Source organism: Streptomyces sp. NPDC018610 (assembly GCF_044391765.1).
GTDB lineage: Bacteria > Actinomycetota > Actinomycetes > Streptomycetales > Streptomycetaceae > Streptomyces.
Genome location: NZ_JBISAL010000002.1, coordinates 593899 through 611879, shown reverse-complemented (window position 1 = coordinate 611879; position 17981 = coordinate 593899). Strand labels below are relative to the sequence as shown.

The following is a 17981-nucleotide window of genomic DNA, read 5'->3' as shown; positions in this document are numbered from 1 at the left end:
GGCCCCGGGCCTCGACCGGATCCGTCAGCCCGACGGGAGCCGTCAGACAGGCCCCAGGGACCGGGCGATCTCCGTGATCGTCTCCGGGCCCACCCGGCAGCAGCCGCCGATCAGGCGGGCGCCGAAGGCGCGCCACCGCGTCGCCAGCTCGGGGCGGAAGGTGGCGCGTCCGTTCCACGCCCGGGCCCCGGCGTCCCAGCCCTCGCCGCTGTTGGGGTAGACGACGACCGGCTTGCCGGTCACCCGTGCGGCCGTCGCCACGGCGGCGTCCGCGTCCCGCGGAGCGCAGCAGTTCACGCCCACCGCGATCACCTCCTCGGCGTCCGCGGCCAGTGCGAACGCCTCTTCCAGGGGCTGCCCGGCACGGGTGCGGGGTCCCTCGACGGAGTACGACAGCCAGGCCGGCACGCCCAGCCCGCGCACCGCCCGCAGCAGGGCCCTCGCCTCGTCGGTGTCCGGCACCGTCTCCAGGGCCAGCACGTCCGGCCCGGCCGCGGCCAGGACCTCCAGCCGGGGCCGGTGGAAGCGCTCCAGCTCGCCGACCGTCAGCCCGTAGCGGCCCCGGTACTCGGAGCCGTCGGCGAGCATCGCCCCGTAGGGCCCGACCGACGCGGCCACCCACAGCGGCCGTACGGCACCCCGGGCCCGCCGCGCCGCCTCCCGGGCGAGTTCCACGCTCGACGCGATCAGCTCCGCCGCCCGCTCTCCGCCGATGCCGCGCCGCGCGAACCCCTCGAACGTGGCCTGGTAGCCGGCCGTGATCGCCACGTCGGCGCCGGCCTCGAAGTAGGAGAGGTGCGCCTGGACGACCGCCTCCGGCCGCTCGGCCAGCAGCCGCGCCGACCACAGCGCGTCGCCCAGATCGTGCCCGGCCCGTTCGAGCTGGTTGGACAGCCCGCCGTCGAGCACCACCGTCCCGGCGGCGAGCGCCTCGGCCAGGCCGGGAGAGGTCTCGCTGGTCATGCCCCGACAGTAGTGCGCCCCGGCGCGGGACCACCCGTACGGGCGCGGGACCACCCCGTACGGGCGCGGGGACCACCCGTACGTGCGCGGGATCGCCCACGCGGGCGGGAGCGTCCGGCAGGCGCCCGTGCAGTGGCTACGGGGCCCGTGAACAGCCGAGAACCCCGGTTTCTGCCTCGGACGCCCCTGTCACAATCCCCGCATGACTTCAGCGATCCGCCATGTGACGATCGACAGCGCCGACGCCTACGCCCTGGCCCGCTTCTGGTCCCAGGTCCTCGGACTTCCCCTCCACGACGACGACGCGCCGGGCGACCAGGAGGTGCTGATCGAGGGCGCCGGTCTGCTCTTCCTCACCGTGCCGGACGCCAAGACGGTCAAGAACCGTGTGCACCTCGACCTCCAGCCGCAGGACCGCACCCGCGACGAGGAGGTCGAACGGCTCCTCGCCCTCGGCGCCACCCTCCTCGACGACCGCCGCACCCCGGACGGCAAGGGCTGGGCGGTGCTCGCCGACCCGGAGGGAAACGAGTTCTGCGTGGAGCGCAGCGCGAAGGAACGGCAGGGCTGAGCCGACGGCGCCGGCCCGGGAGGGACGCTTCGCGCGGCGCCGAAGCACTCGGCTGGTCCGACGGTCGCCCGCCTTCAGCGCCCCGGGGACCCGAGCAGGGCGGCCAGACGGTCGGCGAACGCCTCGGGCCGCTCGACGGCTCCGATGTGGCCGCCGGGGAACTCGGCGAAGCCGCCGCCGTAGTGCTCGGCGAGCAGCGAGGCGGTCCGGTGGAGCAGCCCGCCGGCCGAGTCCGCCCCGGCGGCCACGGTCACCGTGACCGTCTCGGGCACGGGAGCCGGCACGTACGAGGTGAAGGGCCGCAGCACATGGGCGAGGAAGAGGGCCATGGGCGAGCCCAGTTCCTCGGAACGGGTGAGGGGCCGGCCCTCGTGACCGTCCTCCGGCGCGCGTTCCATGAGCACGGCGCCCAGGTGCGCCCCGGCGGCCTGGAGTCCGGACGCACGATAGGTGTCGTACACCTGCGCGAACAGTGCGCGCTGTCGCTCGCCGTCCGGAAGCACCGCCACGCACGGGGGCTCGTGCGCGACGACGTGCCGCAGCCGCCCCGGGTGCCGGGCCGCCAGGTCCAGGGCCACGACGCCGCCGGCGCTGGTGCCGAACACATGGGCCGACCCGCCACGGGGGAGCACCGCGTCGAGCACCCGGGCCGCCCCCTCGCTCCACTCCTCGACCCGCTGGTCGGCGACCGGCAGCCCGAGCCTTCCGTGGGCGAGGCCGAGCGGGTCGTGGACGACGACGGTGAAGCGCCGGGCCAGGCGCTCGGTCAGCGGTTCGAGCCCCATGGGGTGCCCGGCGCCGCCGGGCAGGACCAGCAGCACCGGCCCGGCGCCGGACACCTCGTAGTACGGGTCGCTCATGTCGGCGTACGGATCGTTCGTGTCGGCGTACGGGTCGTTCATGTCGCCGGTTCCCCCTCGGACGTCTCGTTCGTCTCGTTCGTCTCGCGCGGCCAGTTGCTGAGTGCGGCGTGCAGGGCGTCGACGGCCTTGTCCCACGACGCCTGCACGTCCCTGCCGGCGTGGAAGCCGCCGGCGGCCTCCAGGGCGCAGTAGCCGTGGAAGGTACTGCGCAGCAGGCGGACGGCGTCGGTGAGGTCGGGTTCCGCCAGGCCGTAACCGCGCAGCATGCCGTAGGTGATCTCGACGGTGCGGCGCATGGCGGGGGAGCCGGCGGCGAGCGCGGGGTCGACGCGGATCCCGGTGGCGGCGTACCGCCCGGGGTGCGCGAGCGCGTAGGCGCGGTAGGCCCCGGCGAACGCCGCCAGCGCGTCCCTGCCGGCCCGCCCGGCCACGTCGGCGGCGATCCGGTCGATCATCTCCCCGCCGGCGAGCAGCGCGAGCCGGGTGCGCAGCTCCTGGAGGCTACGCACGTGCGAGTAGAGACTCGCGTCCTTCACCCCGAACCGCCGGGCCAGCGCCGACAGGCTGACGTGGTCGAACCCGACCTCGTCGGCGAGCTCGGCGGCGGCCGCCACCAGTCGCTCCACACTGAGTCCCGCACGCGCCACGGAACACCTCCCCGCACCCCGAACCTAGGCCGTCTAGGCTGCAGCCTAGCCGGGGAAGCCGATCCGTGGGCGGAGGACCGGCCGCGGTCCCGCGGGCACGACCGGCGTCAGCCGTCGAGCAGGTCCGCCACGAAGGCGTTGGTGAACTTCCCGGCCGGGTCCAGCTCGCGCGCCAGGGCCCGGAAGCCGGCCAGGCGCGGATACCGTCCGCGCAGCGCGGCGGCCGGCGTCGTGAACACCTTGCCCCAGTGGGGGCGCGGGTCGAACGGCTCCAGCGCCTCCTCCACCCGCCGCACCGCGGGCAGCACGGCCGCCGTGTCCTCGACCCAGGTGAAGTGCAGCGCCACCGTGTCCCGGCCGTGGCTCGGGCTCAGCCACTGCGCGTCGGCGGCGACCGTCCGCACCTCGCAGATCTGGAGCACGGGGGCGACCGCCCGGCGGATCCCCTCGACGGCGTGCAGCGCCGCGAGGGCGTGGGCGCGCGGCAGCAGGTACTCCGACTGGAGCTCGGCGCCGCTGCTCGGGGTGAACTCCGCCCTGAAGTGCGGAAGCCGCTCGTGCCAGGGGCCGGGCACGCCGAGCTGCTCGGTGCAGTTCTGGGCCGGCATCCCCGGCACCGGGTGCAGCGCGACCTTCGCGGGCACCCCCCACGGGAAGCCGGGCGGCGCCTGGTCGGCGCGCCGCTTCAGCCACACCTGCCTGAATCCCGGATCCCGCCAGTCGGTGAACAGGCTCACGCTGTACGCCGAGCCCGCCACCGCCTCGAAGTCCAGTCCGTCCAGCGGGAGTTCGGTGAACACGTGCTGCTCCACCCGGAAGGCCGGCACCAGCTCCAGGGTGAGCGCGGTGACGATCCCGAGCGCGCCGAGGGAGGTGACGGCCCCGTCGAACCGGGCGTCCCCCCGGGCGATCGTCACCGTGGTCCCGTCGGCCGTGACCAGCTCCACCTCGCGCACCGCCGAGGCGAGCGGCCCGTTGGCCACGCCCGAGCCATGGGTGCCGGTGGCGACCGAGCCGGCCACCGAGATGTGCGGCAGGGAGGCCATGTTGGGCAGCGCCAGCCCGTGCGCGTGCACCCGCCGGGCCAGCTCCGCGTAGCGCACCCCGCCGGCGACCCGGACGGTGCGCGCCGTCGTGTCGACGTCCACCTCGACCGGCAGCGCGGCCGGGGAGACCAGGACACCGTCCGGGCCCGGGTCGGCGATCCTGTTGAAGGAGTGCCCGCTGCCCAGGGCCCGCACCTTCGCGCTCGCGGCGACCAGCGCCCGCAGCGCCTCGGCCGACTCGGGCCGGTGCACCTCCTTGGCGGTGAAGGTGACGTTGCCCGCCCAGTTGGTCACGGTCCCGGTCCTGATCATCCTGTCGTCCTTCCCACGGTGCCACGGCCGCCTTCCCGCGCGCCACGGCCGCTTTCCCACAGCGCCACGGCCGCCCTGCGGCCCCCGTGACCCCGACAGTGTCATGTCATTTGTAAAGTGACAATACTAATTAGTGCGGGGCCTTGGCGCGCCCCCGAGGGGGGACCCGGCACAGCCCGTCCGCGGGCGGGGGCATACCGTGAGGAGTCGTACGTACGAGCCAGGAGGAGAGACGGGATGGGCAGCCGTACCGCGCTGGTCGAGGATCTGATGGACCGCTTCCCGCACGTGCCGCGGGAAGCGGTCTTCAAGGAGGACCTGCTGCGGGGTGGGGTGGCCTTCGACCCCTCCGCCCTCAGCGACAACGAGGGCGGCGAGGTCAAGCCGAAGTCGTACTTCATCTTCTCCTTCGACCACGGCACCCTGCCCGAGCTGGGCGAGGCCGCGCTGCGCCGCCCGCCAGAGGAGATCATCCTCACCGGCGGCCCCTACGATCTGAGGCGCACCGTCGTCTCCGTGCGGGTCAACCCCGCCTCGCCCTACCGGGTGGCCGCCGACGAGGAGGGCGTGCTCGGCCTCTACCTCGACGGGAAGCGGATCGCCGACGTCGGTGTGCCGCCGATGCCCGAGTACTACCGGCACACCCTGTCCAACGGGAAGTCCGTGATGGAGGTGGCCCCCACCATCCAGTGGGGCTACCTGATCTACCTCACCGTCTTCCGGGTCTGCCAGTACTTCGGCGCCAAGGAGGAGTGCCAGTACTGCGACATCAACCACAACTGGCGCCAGCACAAGGCGGCCGGCCGCCCCTACACCGGCGTCAAGGACGTCGAGGAGGTGCTGGAGGCCCTGGAGATCATCGACCGCTACGACACCCAGAAGGCGTCCACCGCCTACACCCTCACCGGCGGCGCCATCACCAAGACCGTCTCCGGGCGTGACGAGGCCGACTTCTACGGCCACTACGCCAAGGCCATCGAGGAGCGCTTCCCGGGCCGCTGGATCGGCAAGGTCGTCGCCCAGGCGCTGCCCAAGGCGGACGTGCAGCGCTTCAAGGACTACGGCGTGCAGATCTACCACCCCAACTTCGAGGTGTGGGACGAGTACCTCTTCAAGATGTACTGCCCCGGCAAGGAGCGCTACGTCGGCCGCGACGAGTGGCACCGGCGCATCCTGGACTCCGCGGACGTGTTCGGCGCGCGCAACGTGATCCCCAACTTCGTGGCCGGCGTGGAGATGGCCGAGCCGTTCGGCTTCACCACCGTCGACGAGGCCATCGCCTCCACCACCGAGGGCCTGCGCTTCTTCATGTCGCACGGCATCACGCCCCGCTTCACCACCTGGTGCCCCGAGCCCACCACCCCGCTCGGCAAGGCCAACCCGCAGGGCGCGCCGCTGGAGTACCACATCCGGCTGCTCCAGGCCTACCGCCAGACCATGGAGGACTTCGGGCTCTCCTCGCCCCCCGGCTACGGCCCGCCCGGACCCGGCCGCGCGGTCTTCTCGGTCAGCTCCTTCATGGACAGCCTCCCGGCGGACGATTCCACGGGCGAGGCGGCCGGCGGGGACGCGAAGGAGACGGTGCCCGGCGGCGCGTAGAAGGACGTGCGCGAGGACGGCGCGACGGGCGGCCGGCGGCGCGGTCTCCCGGGCGCCGTGAGCCGGTCGCGCCGCCGGCCGCGGTGACGGAGCGCGGTCGGGGGGCGCGGCGCGCGTCACGGTATGCGGATGTACGGCTTGTCAGTTGTGCAGAAGCCGTGAAAGGCTCTTGCTCCGCTGCGAGAATGGCCACAACTGCTCTATCCCTACGGTCAGTTGCCCTCGCACCCGTGGACGCAGGAGAGCCATGCCCGACCAGCCGAGCCCCAAGGACGCCACCGAGGCCGCGCTGTTCGCCGAGTGCTGGGACGCGGTGCTCTCCTACGCCGACCTGTGCACCGCCGGTTCCACCGCGGCGCACGATCTGGCCACGGAGGCGTTCGCGCTCGGCGTGCGGGACCTGCGCGCCGCCGACGCCGGAGCCTCCCGGGGCCGCCGTACGCCCCGGCTGCCCGCGATCCCGCTCATGCTGAGCGCCGTGCGCACCACCGCCGCCTCCTGGGAGGCCTCGGGCCTCGGCCACCGGCTCGACCCCGACCTGCGGCTGTGGCTCAACTCCGGCCAGGCCGCCCGCTACCCGGGCCCGCCGCTGCACCGCCCGCTGGCCCTGCGCGCCTTGCGGGACCTCCAGGAGGCGGACGCCGCCCTGCTCTGGCTCACCGAGGTGGAGGCGCTGCCCCTGGTGGTCGCGGCCCGCCGGCTCGGCCTGGACCCCGCGGCCGTGTCGGGCGAACTGGACCAGGTGCGGGCCCTGTTCCGCGACCGCTGCCGGCGCGACCACCTCGACACCCCGATGCACGCGGAGTGCCGCAGCTACGCCCGGCTGCTGGACGCGGTCACCCGGCCGGCGGCGGCCGCCGCCGCGGCCGAGGCCCCCGAGGACCTCTCCCGGCACCTCGCCACCTGCGCGGGGTGCGCCGAGGCCGCCGCCTGTCTGCGCCTGCACGGCGGGGGACTGCCCGCCGCGCTGGCCGGCGGAGTGATCGGCTGGGGCGGCCTCGCCTATCTGGAACGCCGCCGCCGGGCCGCCGAGGCGCGTCTGGGCGCACGGCGCCCCGCACCCGGGGCGACGGACGACGAGCTGCGGGAGGGCGGTGCGAGCCGGGCCCGGGTGGTGCGCGGCAGCCTGCTCGCCACCGCCGTCGCGCTGTCGGCCCTGGCGCTGACCGTCTCGCTGATGCCCGCGGGCGGCTCCGCGAGCGATGCCGCGCAGGGTGACAGCGGCGGGCAGTCGGTCGCCGACCCCGGCGTCCTCCCGCTGACCGCCGATCCCTCGCCGAGCCCGGACGCGGGCGCGGGCGCCGCGGCGGCCACGTCGTCCGCCGCGCCCCCGTCCGCCACGGCGTCCTCCGCGTCCGGCAAGCCGTCCCCGGGCGGCACGGCGACGGGCCCCGGCCGCGAGAACCCCGACCCGGAGCCCCAGGGCACCGCCTCGCCCACCGCCGGCGACGACGCACCCGGCCAGGCGGGCCGAGCGGCCGCCTGCCAGGTCCGCTACGAGGTCGTCAACCAGTGGACCGACGGCTTCCAGGCCACCGTCACCGTCACCACCGCCCGCGCCCTCGACACCTGGCGCCTGTCCTGGTCCTTCCGCGACGGCCAGCGCATCGGCCAGATGTGGGACGCCGGCGTCGCCCAGAACGGCTCCCGGGTCACCGCGACCGCCACCGACTACAACGGCTCCGTGACCGCGGGCGGCACCCTCGGCTTCGGCTTCGTCGCCTCATGGCACGGCGCGAACTCCGCACCGTACGGCTTCGCGCTCAACGGGCACGGCTGCGCCACGGCCTGACCGGAAGCCACGGCTTCGCTCGAAGCGGTGGCCCGATGGCGGGCCGCGGCCCGACTCGAGACGACGGTCCGGACAGGCCGCGGCCGGTCCGGAAACCGCGCCGGAACCGGAGGACACGGACCCCCGGGTCCCGAGTGTGACCCGAACGGCCCTGTCGGGTACCCGGACGGCCACCGGAGGGTGGAGGGTGTGCCACGTGGCACGCACGCGCAGCACGCTCACCGCCGCTTCTTTCCACCAGGAGGGAATCCCGATGTCCGTCGAGACGCAGCAGGCGCCCGCCGCACTCGCGGACGAGGAGCTCGCAGACCTGGACGCCCACTGGCGTGCCGCGAACTACCTCGCCGTCGGCCAGATCTACCTGATGGCCAACCCGCTGCTGACCGAGCCGCTGCGCCCGGAGCACATCAAGCCGCGGCTGCTCGGCCACTGGGGCACCTCGCCCGGCCTCAACCTCGTCCACACCCACCTCAACCGCCTCGTCAAGAAGCGCGACCTGGACGCCGTGTGCGTCTGGGGGCCCGGTCACGGCGGCCCGGCCGTGCTCGCCAACTCCTGGCTGGAGGGCTCGTACACCGAGATCTACCCGGACGTCACCCGGGACGCGGCCGGCATGGCCCGGCTGTTCAAGCAGTTCTCCTTCCCCGGCGGCGTGCCCAGCCACGTCGCGCCCGAGACGCCCGGCTCCATCCACGAGGGCGGCGAACTCGGCTACGCCCTCTCCCACGCCTACGGCGCCGCGCTCGACAACCCGGACCTGCTGGTCGCCTGCGTCATCGGCGACGGCGAGGCGGAGACCGGACCGCTGGCCGCCTCCTGGCACTCCAACAAGTTCCTCGACCCGGTCGACGACGGCGCGGTCCTGCCGATCCTGCACCTCAACGGCTACAAGATCGCCAACCCGACCGTCCTGGCCCGGCTGCCCGAGGCCGAACTCGACGAGCTGCTGCGCGGCTACGGCCACGACCCGCTGCACGTCACCGGCGACGACCCGGCGGCCGTGCACCGCGCCCTGGCCGCCGCCCTGGACACCGCCGCCGACCGCATCGCCGCCATCCAGCGCGCCGCCCGCGAGGACGGCGCCGGCGAGCGGCCCCGCTGGCCGATGATCGTGCTACGTACCCCCAAGGGCTGGACCGGCCCCGCCGAGGTCGACGGCCTGCCCGTGGAGGGCACCTGGCGCGCCCACCAGGTCCCCCTCGCCGCCGTCCGCGACAACCCCGAACACCTGCGGCAACTGGAGGCCTGGCTGCGCTCCTACCGGCCCGAGGAACTCTTCGACGAACACGGCGCACCGCGCCCGTCCGTCCTGGCCTGCCTCCCGCACGGCGCCCGCCGGCTCGGCGCCACCCCGCACGCCAACGGCGGCCTCCTGCTGCGCGAACTGCCCCTGCCCCCGCTGGAGAAGCACGCCGTCGCCGTCGACAGGCCCGGCGCGAGCATGCACGAACCCACCCGCCTCCTCGGCGAGTTGCTCCAGGACGTCATGCGGGCCACCGCCGACCGCCGCGACTTCCGCCTCGTCGGCCCCGACGAGACCGCCTCCAACCGCCTCCAGGCCGTCTACGAGGCCAGCGGCAAGGCCTGGCAGGCGACGACCCTCGACGTCGACGAACACCTCGACCGGCGCGGCCGGGTGATGGAGATCCTCTCCGAACACACCTGCCAGGGCTGGCTGGAGGGCTACCTCCTCACCGGCCGGCACGGACTGTTCTCCTGCTACGAGGCCTTCGTCCACATCGTGGACTCCATGGTCAACCAGCACATCAAGTGGCTGCGCACCACGCGCCGCCTGAGCTGGCGGGCCCCCATCGCCTCCCTCAACTACCTGCTCACCTCACACGTGTGGCGCCAGGACCACAACGGCTTCTCCCACCAGGACCCCGGCTTCGTCGACCACATCCTCAACAAGAGCCCCGAAGCGGTCCGCGTCTACTTCCCGCCGGACGCCAACACCCTGCTGTCCGTCGCCGACCACGCGCTGCGCAGCCGCGACTACGTCAACGTCATCGTCGCCGGCAAGCAGCCCTGCTTCGACTGGCTCTCCATGGAAGAGGCCACCGTGCACTGCGCGCGCGGCGCCGGCGTCTGGGACTGGGCCGGCACCGAGGACGGCACCCGCGAACCCGACGTCGTCCTGGCCTGCGCCGGCGACGTGCCCACCCTGGAGGTGCTGGCCGCCGCCCAGCTGCTCCGCCGCGAGCTGCCCGAGCTGGCCGTGCGGGTGGTCAACGTCGTCGACATCGCCCGGCTGCTGCCCAGCGAGGAGCACCCGCACGGCATGTCCGACTTCGAGTACGACGGGCTGTTCACCGCCGACAAGCCGGTGATCTTCGCCTACCACGGCTACCCGTGGCTGATCCACCGCCTGGCCTATCGCCGCAACGGCCACCGCAACCTGCACGTGCGCGGCTACAAGGAGATCGGCACCACCACCACGCCCTTCGACATGGTCGTCAGCAACGACCTCGACCGCTACCGGCTGGTCATGGACGTCATCGACCGCGTCCCCGGCCTCGCGGTGCGGGCCGCGGCCGTACGCCAGCGCATGGAGGACGCCCGGCTGCGCCACCACTCCTACATCCGCGAGCACGGAGTGGACCTGCCCGAGGTGGCCGACTGGTCCTGGGACGGCTGAGGAGAGCACGGAACGGCCGGTCCGCCCGTTGGTGCCGGAAGCGGAGGCGGGCGATCCTGGGAGACGGGTCCCGGAGGGAGACACGGTCATGCACGCTCAGCTAGGCGACCGGCTCGTCGTCGAGAGCCCGGCCACCGGCGTCACCCGGCGCGACGGCGAGGTCGTCGGCCTGCACCACGACGACGGCACGCCCCCGTACGACGTGCGCTGGTCGGACACGGGCGAGATCACCCTGGTGTTCCCCGGCCCGGACGCCCACGTCCACCACCCGGCCGAAGGACGGGAGCCCGCCTCCGCCTCCGCCGCCCCGGCCGGGGCGGCGGAGGCGGGCGAGGCAGGGGCGTCGGGCACGGGCACGGGTACGGGCACGGAAAGGGCGGGGGGCGCGGGTACGGGCGGTACCGCCGAAGCCGGGCCGCCCGGCGGCGGGCCCGGCGCCACCGGAGCGCGGGCGACCCGGCCCGGGGACATCGGGCGGCGGCTGACGGCCGCCCGCGAGCGGCAGGGGCTCGGCCTGGAGGAGGCGGCCGCGCGGGCCCGGATGTCGCCCCACTACCTGGCCTATCTGGAGGGACACCCCTCGGACCCGAGCCTGGCGACGCTGCTGCGTCTGGCCGACGCGCTGGGCACCACCCTCGACGGGCTGCGGGGCGGCGACCAGGACCTGCCGCCGGGACAGGGCCACGCGCTGCTGCACCCGCGGCTGACGGACATCGGCGAGGAGGAGAGCAGGGCGCTGCTGTCCACGCACGGGCTGGGGCGTGTGGCGGTGACCACGGCGGACGGGCCGGTGGTCCTGCCGGTCAACTACGACGTGATCGACGGCGACGTCGTCTTCCGCACCGCGCACGACGCGGCGCCCGCCGCTGCCGTCGGCGCCGAGATCGCCTTCGAGGTCGACCACGTCGACGACGCGCTCAGCCGGGGCTGGAGCGTGCTCGTGGTCGGTCCCGCCGAGGCGGTCACCGACCCGGAGGCGGTGCGCGGGCTCGAACAGCGGGCGCACTCCGCCCCCTGGGCGGGCGGTCCGCGCACCCTGTGGGTGCGGATCCGCCCCGCCCGCGTGACGGGCCGCCGCATCACCCCGGCCGAGCAGCGGGAATAGCGGGCGGGCCGGGCACGAGCCGGATCCCGGGGAGGCGCCGGGGGCTCGCACCGGGGCCGGCTCCGGGGGACGGCGGGGCTCACGCCGGCCGGGCCCCGGGGACAGCCGGCCCTCGCCGGTGGAGAGCCGGCGGGGGCCCGGGTCGTTCACTTGCGGCCGCTGCCGTACGGGGCGTACAGGTCGAGGAGGCGGACCCGGGCGGCGTGGAGCCGGTGGGCGACCACCCGGCCCACCCAGCAGGCGACGGCGTGGCCGAACTCGTGGTCTTGCCCGCACAGTGTCCGCACCGTGTCCGCGTCGAACTCGTAGGCCCGTACGGGGGTCACGGCCTCGGCGCCCAGCTGCCACACGTACGGCGCGAAGTGCCAGGAGCAGCCGACCAGTTCGCCGTGGCCCAGCGACTCGATCACGGCGGCCTGCCGGCCGGGGACGTGCAGGTCCAGGGCGACGGTGCCGGTCCGGACGATCCAGAACCGGTCGGCGTGCTGCCCCTCCTCGAACAGGCGGGCCCCCACGTCGAAGGACACCTCCCGGGCGAGTTCCGTCAGCCGTGCCCGGTGTTCGGCCGGCAGGGCTCCGGTCAGCGTGGTGGTGGAGGTCATAGCCGCCGCTCCTTCGTTTCCCTCGGTCCCCGTGCCGGCCGCGGGCGGTCCCCGTGCCGGCCGCGCGCGTCCCGTGCCCGCCGTGGGCCGCCGCCGTCTACAGACTGCGGCTCGCCCGGCGCGGGCGCCACGGGTCGCTCGGCCCCGGTGCGGGGCCGTTCGGCCCGGTGCGGGCGGCCGGGTGTGAGCGTCCACCGGGGTCAGCGACCCGGTGTGAGCAGCCCTGCGTGTGAGCAGCCCTGGGTGTGAGCAGCCCGGGGTGTGAGCGGCCCGGTGCGAGTGGCCCGGGTGTGACCTGGCGTGGCGGTGGCAGCCGCAGGGGAGCCGCGCCGCGCGGCGGCCGGGCGGCGCCTCGTGAGGACGGCCCGCAGGAGACCCGTGGATACCCCCGGGGGTACTCGTGTTAGCCTCGTCGATATACCCCGGGGGGTAATTTGGATGAAGGGAGCACCCGTGTTCTTCGTCGAGACCATCGAGCTCGCAGGGCTCGGCAACCGCAGCTACCTGGCCGGCGGCGGGCGCACGGCCGTGGCCGTCGACCCGCCCAGGGACGTCGACCAGGTGCTGGCCGCGGCAGCCCGGCGCGGGGTGCGCATCGCGTACGTCGTCGAGACACACGTCCACAACGACTACGTCTCCGGTGGCCGGGAGCTCGCCCGGCTCACCGGGGCCGTCCACCTCGTCCCCGAGGACGCCCGGGTCCGCTTCCCGCACACTCCCGTGCGGGACGGCGACACCGTGGACCTCGACGGGGACGCCCGGCTGACGCTGCGCGCGCTGGCGACCCCGGGGCACACTCCGCACCACACGTCCTACGTCCTCCAGGAGGCCGGCACGGCGGTGGCCGCCTTCACCGGCGGATCGCTGCTGATCGGCACGGTCGGCCGGCCCGACCTCGTCGAACCGCGCCTGACCGAGCACCTGGCCCGCGCCCAGCACGCCTCCGCCCACCGGCTCGCCGCCGAACTGCCCGACGCCACGGCGGTGCTGCCCACCCACGGCTTCGGCAGCTTCTGCTCCTCCGCGCAGACGACGGGCGACAGCACCACCATCGGCCGGGAACGGGCGGTGAACGACGCGCTCACCAGGGACGTCGACGCCTTCGTCGCCGATCTGCTCGCCGGTCTGGACGACATCCCCGCGTACTACGCGCACATGGGACCGGTCAACGCGGCCGGCCCCTCGCCGATCGACCTCACCCCGCCCGCCGTCGCCGACGCCGAGGAGATCGCCGCCCGGCTGGCCGCGGGGGAGTGGGTCGTCGACCTGCGCAACCGGGTCGCCTTCGCCGAGGGACATGTCGCCGGGTCCCTCAACTTCGAGGCCGAGGGCAAGCTCGCCACCTATCTGGCCTGGCTGGTGCCCTGGGGCAAGCCGGTGACGCTGCTCGCCGAGTCGGCCGCCCAACTGGCCGACGCGCAGCGCGAGCTGGCCCGGGTGGGCATCGACCGGCCGGCCGCCGCGGCCACCGGCGGCCCGGCCGACTGGCTCCGGCCGGGCGAGGCGCCGGCCTCCTTCCGGCGCGCCACGTTCGCCGACCTCGCCGGGCGGCGCCCGGCCGGGGGAGTCGTCGTCCTGGACGTGCGGCGCGACGCCGAGCGGGCCGGCGGCCACATCGACGGCTCGGTGCACATCCCCGTCCACCTGCTGCACGGACGCCTGGGCGAGGTCCCCGAGGGCGAGGTGTGGGTGCACTGCGCGGGCGGCATGCGAGCGGCCGTCGCCGCGTCGCTGCTGGACGCCGCGGGCCGGGACGTCGTCGCGGTGGACGACGCGTTCGACGCGGCCGCCGAGGCCGGCCTGACGGTACGGACCCCCGCCGCCTGAGCAGGACCGCCCCCACCCGTACGTCGCCGCACACAGCAGAGCCCGTACGCCGCCGCGCACGGCCGAGCCGTACGACCCTCCGAAAGGAAGCACGCAGTGCTGACAAGCCGCCCTCACCGCGGCCCGCACCGGACCACCCCGGCCCGTCGCGGCCACGCCCCCCGCCTGCCCGGGACCATCGCGAGCACGAGCCGGGCCGGGGCCGCCGCGGGAGCCCCCGCGGACACCGGCCGAGCCGCGGCCGCCGGCCGTACCGGCCCCGCCCGGGGCAAGGGCGGCGCGGTCGCGTGAGTGTGCTGGTCCTCGCCCTGGCCGCCGGGGCCGTCATCGGTCTGGCGCTGGGCACGCTCGGGGGCGGCGGCAGTGTTCTCACCGTCCCCGCCCTGATCTACCTCCTCGGATTCACGCCGGTCGCGGCGACCACCGCGAGCCTGGTCGTCGTCACCGTCACCTCGGCCACCGCCCTGGTCGCGCACGCGCGCGACGGTCAGGTGCGCTGGCGCACGGGGCTGCTGTTCGCGGGCGCGGGAACCGTCCCGGCGATGCTCGGCGGTCTGGCCGCCGCACGGCTGCCGGCGACCGTGCTGACCGCGGCCTTCGCCGTGGTCGCCGCCTGCGCCGCGGCCCGGATGCTGCGCCGCGGTCCGGCGCCGGACGCCGTCCGGCCGGCGCGGTCCGGCCGCGCGGCGGCGGCCGGCGCGGGCCTCGGCGCGGTCACCGGCGTCCTCGGCGTCGGCGGCGGCTTCCTCGCCGTCCCCGCCCTGGTGGGCGTCGTCGGCCTGCGCATGCGCGCGGCGGTCGGCACGAGTCTGCTGGTCATCACCGTCAACTCGCTGGCCGCGCTGGTGATGCGGGCCGGTACGGCCGACGGGCTCGACTGGGCGGCGATCGCCCCCTTCACGGGCGCGGCGATCCTCGCCGCCTGGGACGGCAGACGGCTCGCCGCGAAGGTGTCCGGGCCCGCGCTCCAGCGCGTGTTCGCCGTGCTGCTGCTGGCGGTGGCGGCCTTCATGCTGATCGACGCGGTCATCTGATGCGCGCCGACCGGCACGGCGTCGCCGCGCACCCCGGCCGCCGCGACGCCGCCGCACATCCCGGCCCCGGCCGCCGCGAGGGTGCGGCGCGGGGCGCTCAGGCCAGGGACAGGAACAGCTTCTCCATGCGGGCCCGCATCAGCGCGGCGTCCTCGCCGTTCGTCCGGCCGGCCTCGATGTCGGCCACGCACTTCTGCAGTCCGGTGGCGATGATGGCGAAACCGGCCCGGTCCAGGGCGCGGGAGGCGGCGGAGAGCTGCGTGACGACCTCCTCGCAGTCCCGGCCCTCCTCGATCATCCGGATCACCCCGGAGATCTGGCCCTGCGCGCGGCGCAGCCGGTTCAGCACGGCCTTGAGGTCGGTGCCGTCGAGCTCCAGTTCCACGATCACTCCTCGCAACATACCCCTGGGGGTACTGTACGTCCCGTCTCGGGACGTCGTCGACCACCCCTCCGTCCCGGAAGGACCGTATCCGCTGTGACCGCTTCCCCCGCCATCGTGGCCCTCACCGTCGAGCAGGCCCGCGCCCGGCTGCACGAGTTCACCGTCATCGACGTGCGCACGCCGGGCGAGCACGCCGCCGGGCACGTGCCCGGCGCGCTCAACGTCCCGCTGGACCTGGTCCGACGGGCGCTGCCGGAGATACGGCACGCGGCGGCACGCGGCGACGTGCTGCTGGTCTGCGCCTCCGGCGCCCGCGCGGAGAAGGCCCGCGCCCTGCTGGCCGGGGAGGGCGTCGGCGCCGCCACGCTCACCGGCGGCACCGCCGCCTGGGCCGCCGCGGGCCACGACCTGGACCGCCCGGCCGCCTGCGACACCCGCGCCGTCTGGAGCATGGAGCGCCAGGTCCGTTTCACGGCGGGCGCGTCGGTGCTGCTCGGCGTGGTCCTCGGCCTCGCCGTGCACCCCGCCTTCCTGGTCCTGTCGGCGGGCGTCGCGGGCGGACTGGTCTTCTCCGCCCTCACCGACACCTGCGGGATGGCCGCCCTGCTCGGCAGACTGCCCCACAACCGCCCGCGCCCGGCCCGCCTCGACGCCGCACTGGAGGCGCTGCGCGGCCGTTGAGCGGCGCTCGCGGGCCTCGGAGGAGCACGCGGGCCGGCCGGCCGGAGGCGCACCACCTCCAGTGGCCGGCCCCGCCCTCCGGCTCGGCCTCGACCAGATCCCCACCATCGGCGGCAATGGCTGCCGGCGCACCTGCCGCCCGTGGCCCACCGGCGGCAGGCTCACAGGGGTGAAGATGATCAAGCGAGTAGGCTTCTACCGGGAGATCGGCGGCCAGGACGCCACGGCACACGACGCGCCGTCCCTGCGCGATGCCGTGCGGGACGGCGGGCCCTGGGACGAGGACCGTGTCCTCGCGTACCTGGAGTACGCCGGCACAGGCGGCCGGCCGCCTGCGACAGCTCGAGCGCGTGCCGACGCCGGTGTGCCGCGCGCCGACGCCGGGCGGCGGCGGCAGCCCCGGTACGGCGCCCGGTCCGGTCGATCGAAAATCGATGGCGCCGGAATGCGGGCGCCTCTAGGGTGAGGTTCGCTTCACGCAGTGGTGTTCGCCGCTGCCGTCTGCCGAGTGAGAAACGGGAGGTGTGACCGATGGCTGTCTCTGAGACGGGCGTTGTCCGCAACCAGAAGTTCATCCACTCCACCTCCGTGGTCTCAGGCTGATCCTTTCCTGCTTTCGCGCCTGCGAGTGCGGGAGGCCGGGGCCACTCCTGTGAAGGGTTCCCCTTGAGTCTCTCTTCTCCTTCGGCTCTCTCCGCTTCTTCGCATCCCCTGACCCCCTACGGGTGGGACGACGGATGGGAAGCGGAGTTCGCTCCGTACGCCGAGCAGGGTCTGCTGCCCGGCCGTGTCGTGCGGGTCGACCGCGGTCAGTGCGACGTCGTCACCCCGCTCGGTACCGTCCGTGCCGACACCGAGTTCGTTGTCCCGCGTGACCCGATGAAGGTGGTCTGCACGGGGGACTGGGTCGCCGTCGACCCCGCGGGCAGCGATCCGCGGTATGTGCGGACGCTGCTGCCTCGCCGTACCGCCTTCGTGCGCTCGACCTCGTCCAAGCGTTCCGAGGGCCAGGTGCTGGCCACCAACATCGATCACGCCGTCATCTGCGTGTCGCTCGCGGTCGAACTCGACCTCGGGCGGATCGAGCGGTTCCTCGCCCTCGCGATGTCCAGCTCGACCGGTGATGCGCCGCCGCACGAGTCGGCACTCCGGGAGTCCGGCGCGCAGCCGCTGGTCGTGCTGACCAAGGCCGACCTCGTGCCGGACGCGGCGGGGCTGTCGTACCTCGTCCAGGACGTGGAGACGGCGGCGCCCGGCGTGCCGGTGCTGCCGGTCAGCTCCCTGACCGGGGACGGACTCGACGTGCTCGCCGCCGTCGTCGCCGGCGGGACCTCCGTGCTGCTCGGGCAGTCCGGGGCCGGCAAGTCGTCCCTGGCCAACGCGCTGCTCGGCGAGGACGTGATGGGCGTCCAGCACACCCGGGACGTCGACGGCAAGGGCCGGCACACGACCACCACCCGCAACCTGCTCGTCCTGCCCGGCGGCGGTGTGCTGATCGACACGCCGGGGCTGCGCGGGGTCGGCCTGTGGGACGCCGAGAGCGGGGTCGGGCAGGTGTTCGCCGAGGTCGAGGAGCTGGCCGAGCGGTGCCGGTTCCACGACTGCGCCCACGACAGCGAGCCCGGATGCGCCGTGCTCGCCGCCCTCGACGCCGGTGACCTGCCCGAACGGCGACTGGAGAGCTACCGCAAGCTGATGCGCGAGAACCAGCGGATCGTGGCCAAGACCGACGCGCGGCTGCGTGCCGAGATCCGCCGCGACTGGAAGCGCAAGGGTGCGGAGGGCCGCGCGGCCATGGCGGTGAAGCGGGGCCGCTGGGGGTAGCGCACGCCCCGCCGCCCCGCCGCGCCGGGATCCTCCCGGCCTGACCTCACGGCGATGTCCGATTTCCGCCAGCCGGGTCGTCGCCGAGGGCG

At 74.9% G+C, this 17981-nt stretch carries 15 protein-coding genes; 9 read left to right on the top strand and 6 right to left on the bottom strand.

The genetic code is table 11. The annotated features are described in order from the left end of the window. Positions 1-42: 42 nt before the first annotated feature. On the bottom strand, positions 43-963 hold the full coding sequence (gene mmuM, locus ACH5A8_RS08045) for a homocysteine S-methyltransferase (protein ID WP_398999181.1): 921 nt from the start codon (positions 961-963) through the stop codon (positions 43-45). 202 nt (positions 964-1165) lie between these two features. Between mmuM and ACH5A8_RS08040 the strand changes: the two genes are divergently transcribed. Further along, the gene (locus ACH5A8_RS08040; protein WP_398999179.1) at positions 1166-1534 is read left to right on the top strand and encodes a VOC family protein; all 369 of its coding nucleotides are present in this window, start codon (positions 1166-1168) and stop codon (positions 1532-1534) included. Positions 1535-1608: 74 nt separating this feature from the next. Here ACH5A8_RS08040 and ACH5A8_RS08035 read toward each other — a convergent pair whose 3' ends face one another. The 3 genes from ACH5A8_RS08035 to ACH5A8_RS08025 form a co-directional block, all read right to left on the bottom strand. Beyond that, on the bottom strand, positions 1609-2394 hold the full coding sequence (locus ACH5A8_RS08035; RefSeq protein ID WP_398999798.1) for an alpha/beta fold hydrolase: 786 nt from the start codon (positions 2392-2394) through the stop codon (positions 1609-1611). Positions 2395-2432: 38 nt separating this feature from the next. Beyond that, positions 2433-3044 carry a TetR/AcrR family transcriptional regulator gene (locus tag ACH5A8_RS08030; RefSeq protein ID WP_398999177.1) on the bottom strand — a complete coding sequence of 204 codons (612 nt, stop codon included), beginning with the start codon at positions 3042-3044 and terminating at the stop codon, positions 2433-2435. A gap of 107 nt (positions 3045-3151) precedes the next feature. Continuing rightward, a complete protein-coding gene (locus ACH5A8_RS08025; protein WP_398999175.1) occupies positions 3152-4402 on the bottom strand; it encodes an FAD-binding protein in 1251 nt (416 codons plus the stop codon). Between the two features lie 237 nt (positions 4403-4639). On the opposite strand from ACH5A8_RS08025, the gene ACH5A8_RS08020 reads away from it, so the two are divergent. The 4 genes from ACH5A8_RS08020 (at position 4640) to ACH5A8_RS08005 (ending at position 11536) form a co-directional block, all read left to right on the top strand. After that, entirely contained in the window at positions 4640-6001 is a 1362-nt protein-coding gene (locus ACH5A8_RS08020) for a radical SAM protein (protein WP_398999173.1), read from the top strand. Positions 6002-6248: 247 nt separating this feature from the next. Beyond that, on the top strand, positions 6249-7793 hold the full coding sequence (locus ACH5A8_RS08015) for a cellulose binding domain-containing protein (RefSeq protein WP_398999171.1): 1545 nt from the start codon (positions 6249-6251) through the stop codon (positions 7791-7793). A gap of 253 nt (positions 7794-8046) precedes the next feature. Beyond that, positions 8047-10431 (top strand): phosphoketolase, encoded by a 2385-nt coding sequence (locus ACH5A8_RS08010; RefSeq protein ID WP_398999169.1) that lies wholly within the window; start codon positions 8047-8049, stop codon positions 10429-10431. A gap of 88 nt (positions 10432-10519) precedes the next feature. Then, positions 10520-11536: a pyridoxamine 5'-phosphate oxidase family protein gene (locus ACH5A8_RS08005; protein ID WP_398999168.1), complete on the top strand. Its 1017-nt coding sequence runs from the start codon at positions 10520-10522 to the stop codon at positions 11534-11536. A gap of 146 nt (positions 11537-11682) precedes the next feature. Here ACH5A8_RS08005 and ACH5A8_RS08000 read toward each other — a convergent pair whose 3' ends face one another. Beyond that, positions 11683-12138 carry a Crp/Fnr family transcriptional regulator gene (locus tag ACH5A8_RS08000; protein WP_398999166.1) on the bottom strand — a complete coding sequence of 152 codons (456 nt, stop codon included), beginning with the start codon at positions 12136-12138 and terminating at the stop codon, positions 11683-11685. 453 nt (positions 12139-12591) lie between these two features. On the opposite strand from ACH5A8_RS08000, the gene ACH5A8_RS07995 reads away from it, so the two are divergent. Together ACH5A8_RS07995 and ACH5A8_RS07990 are read left to right on the top strand one after the other, a co-directional pair. Further along, positions 12592-13965 (top strand): rhodanese-like domain-containing protein, encoded by a 1374-nt coding sequence (locus ACH5A8_RS07995; protein ID WP_398999796.1) that lies wholly within the window; start codon positions 12592-12594, stop codon positions 13963-13965. A 287-nt stretch (positions 13966-14252) separates the two neighbouring features. Continuing rightward, on the top strand, positions 14253-14999 hold the full coding sequence (locus ACH5A8_RS07990; protein WP_398999164.1) for a sulfite exporter TauE/SafE family protein: 747 nt from the start codon (positions 14253-14255) through the stop codon (positions 14997-14999). A 97-nt stretch (positions 15000-15096) separates the two neighbouring features. Here the strand turns inward: ACH5A8_RS07990 and ACH5A8_RS07985 are convergent, their stop codons facing one another. Beyond that, the gene (locus ACH5A8_RS07985; protein ID WP_398999161.1) at positions 15097-15384 is read right to left on the bottom strand and encodes a metal-sensitive transcriptional regulator; all 288 of its coding nucleotides are present in this window, start codon (positions 15382-15384) and stop codon (positions 15097-15099) included. A 93-nt stretch (positions 15385-15477) separates the two neighbouring features. Here ACH5A8_RS07985 and ACH5A8_RS07980 point away from each other — a divergent pair, with 93 nt between their 5' ends. Both ACH5A8_RS07980 and rsgA read left to right on the top strand, forming a co-directional pair. Then, positions 15478-16065 carry a rhodanese-like domain-containing protein gene (locus tag ACH5A8_RS07980; RefSeq protein WP_398999159.1) on the top strand — a complete coding sequence of 196 codons (588 nt, stop codon included), beginning with the start codon at positions 15478-15480 and terminating at the stop codon, positions 16063-16065. A gap of 666 nt (positions 16066-16731) precedes the next feature. Continuing rightward, positions 16732-17889, top strand: a complete 1158-nt coding sequence (gene rsgA / locus ACH5A8_RS07975) for a ribosome small subunit-dependent GTPase A (protein WP_398999156.1) — start codon at positions 16732-16734, stop codon at positions 17887-17889. Positions 17890-17981: the final 92 nt, after the last annotated feature.